This is a genomic window from Ramlibacter sp. (assembly GCF_035706265.1).
In the GTDB taxonomy this organism is placed as follows: domain Bacteria; phylum Pseudomonadota; class Gammaproteobacteria; order Burkholderiales; family Burkholderiaceae_C; genus Ramlibacter.
In genome coordinates this window covers 1-2,273 of sequence record NZ_DASSVG010000044.1, presented here as the reverse complement: position 1 = coordinate 2,273, position 2,273 = coordinate 1, and the positions used below count along the sequence as shown (strand labels likewise).

Genomic DNA, 2,273 nt, shown 5'->3' with positions numbered 1-2,273 from the left:
CGGTGTAGGCCAGCGCGCGGTGGGTTTCGGCGAAGAAGGCTTCGCGCGGCACCGAAGCGAGCACCTCGAGCACGCGGGTGTCGAGCACGTCCCAGGGCCGGACCTGCTGTTCGACCATGGTTTCGCGTGCTTTGGCGTAATCGAGGCTGGGGGTCATGGGGCTGGGGCCGCGTGGCTCGGGAGGGGAGGGAATTCTAAGGCGGAGCCGTGGTTGCGGTGGCAGGGAGTGTGGCTGTGCCAGCACACCAAGACAGAGTGCCGGAAGTCAGCAGGCCAGAAGTCAGCGGGCCAGAAGTCAGCAGGCCAGAAGTCACCGGACGGGGAGGCGCGATGCACGCAGTCACGTCGTTTCAGCGCCTGGCGTAGGCGCGCAGGAACATGTCGACGGTCACCTGCAGGTGCGCTTCCGCCTCGTCCGGCGTGGGCGACGGAAACCCGCACAGGCGCTTGATGTGGGGTTCACCCTTGAGCATCGAATGCAATTGCGCGCAGGCGGCGTGCACGTCGGGGATGTCGAGCGTGCCGGTCGCGATCGCCTCCCGCAGCAGTTGCTCCATCGCGGCCTGGGTGCGGCAGGGGCCGGCATCCCAGAACAGCCGCCCGAGCTTGGGCGAAGTGCGCTGCGCGGTGACCACGCGATGGATGGCGATGGCTTCCTCGCACATGATCAGGCCGAAGAACGAACGGCCGATGGCGAGCAACTGCTCGCGCAGCGGCAGGCCGGGCCGTTCCTCGTACAGGCGCGCGGGCAACTGCTCCTCGCACTTGGCGGCGATGGCCGCCATGAACAGCGCTTCCTTGTCGCCGAAGTGGCTGTACACGGTGAGCTTGGAAACGCCGGCCTCGGCGGCGATCTCGTCCATGCTCACGCCGTCGTAGCCCTGCTCCACGAACAGGCGCTTGGCCGCCTCGAGGATCGCGGCGCGCTTGCCGAGATCCTTGGGCCGGCCTGGCGCGTTGGGCTTGGCGTGGGCGGTCGCGGGAGACATGCGCCAATACTATACCAATTGGTTCGATATCTATACTACACTCGCAGGTACATTAAATTGGCGGATCGCCAACGGGGCTCGCAATGGGACGTGGAGACATCGGCGCGGGGCCGATTTCGACAGCACTGCCGATGGCAGCGGTACTGATGGCGGGGTTGCTGGCGGCCTGCGGCAAGCCCGAGGCATCGGTCGAAACCGCACGCCCGGTGCTGGTGTCGCACCCGGACGCCGGCGCGCAATCGACTGCCAGCGCCTACGCCGGCGAAATCCGCGCCCGCGAGGAAAGCGCGCTCTCGTTCCGCGTCGGCGGCAGCCTGGTCAAGCGCCTGGTCGATGCCGGCGACCGCGTCCGCCGCGGTCAGTTGCTGGCCGAGCTCGATCCGGGCGATGCCGGCCTGCAGATCGCCGCGGCGCAGGCGGAGATGGCGCGCCTCGGTGGCGACCTCGAACGCTATCGCAAGCTGGTGGCGCAGAAGCTGGTCAGCCAGTCGGCCTTCGACGCGCAACAGGCGGCGTACCGCGCCGCGCGCGCGCAGTACGAACTGATGCGCAACCAGTCCGCCTACACGCGCCTGCTCGCGCCGCGCGACGGCGTGATCGCGGCGCGCCTGGCCGAGGCCGGGCAGACCGTGGCCGCGGGCCAGACCGTATACACGCTGGCCGGCGATGCCGGGCGCGAAGTCGCGATCGCCCTGCCGGAATCGCGCATCCGCGAGGTCGGCGTGGGCCAGCCGGTGCTGGTCGAATTGTGGAGCGCGCCGGGCCAGCGCCTGCCGGGCCGCATCCGCGAGATTTCCCCCGCCGCCGACCCGCAGGCGCGCACCTATGCCGCGCGCGTGGCGCTGGACGGCGACGCCGCCAAGGCCGTCGACCTCGGCCAGAGCGCACGCGTGTACATGCAGGGCATGCCGTCGGGAAGCGGCGGCGAACGGGCCGCGTTGGGCGTGCCCTTGACCGCGGTGCAGCGCGGCGCCGACGGCAAGTCCGCGGCCTTGTGGGTGGTGGATCCGAAGTCGCGGCGCGTGCACCTCACGCCGGTGCGGATCGGCGCCTATGCCGAAGGCGTGGTGCCGGTACTGGGCGGCGTGGATGCGAACGCCTGGGTGGTCGCCGCCGGCGGCCAGCTGCTGCGCGAAGGGCAAACGGTGGCGCCGGTGGATCGCGACAACAGGCCCGTGCCTGGCCTGGTGCCCGAAGCCGCCCTCGCGGCGCCGGCGAAGTAAGCCGCCATGCGCTTCAACCTGTCCGAATGGGCGCTGCGCAACCGCACGCTGGTGCTGTACG

Annotated in this window: 2 protein-coding genes; one reads left to right on the top strand and one right to left on the bottom strand. The window is 70.2% G+C overall.

Features of this window, described 5'->3' with window-relative positions; genetic code table 11:
• Positions 1-350 precede the first annotated feature (350 nt).
• The gene (locus VFM98_RS01485) at positions 351-989 is read right to left on the bottom strand and encodes a TetR/AcrR family transcriptional regulator (protein ID WP_325108116.1); all 639 of its coding nucleotides are present in this window, start codon (positions 987-989) and stop codon (positions 351-353) included.
• A 131-nt stretch (positions 990-1,120) separates the two neighbouring features.
• On the opposite strand from VFM98_RS01485, the gene VFM98_RS01480 reads away from it, so the two are divergent.
• Positions 1,121-2,212, top strand: a complete 1,092-nt coding sequence (locus VFM98_RS01480; protein WP_325108114.1) for an efflux RND transporter periplasmic adaptor subunit — start codon at positions 1,121-1,123, stop codon at positions 2,210-2,212.
• Positions 2,213-2,273 lie beyond the last annotated feature (61 nt).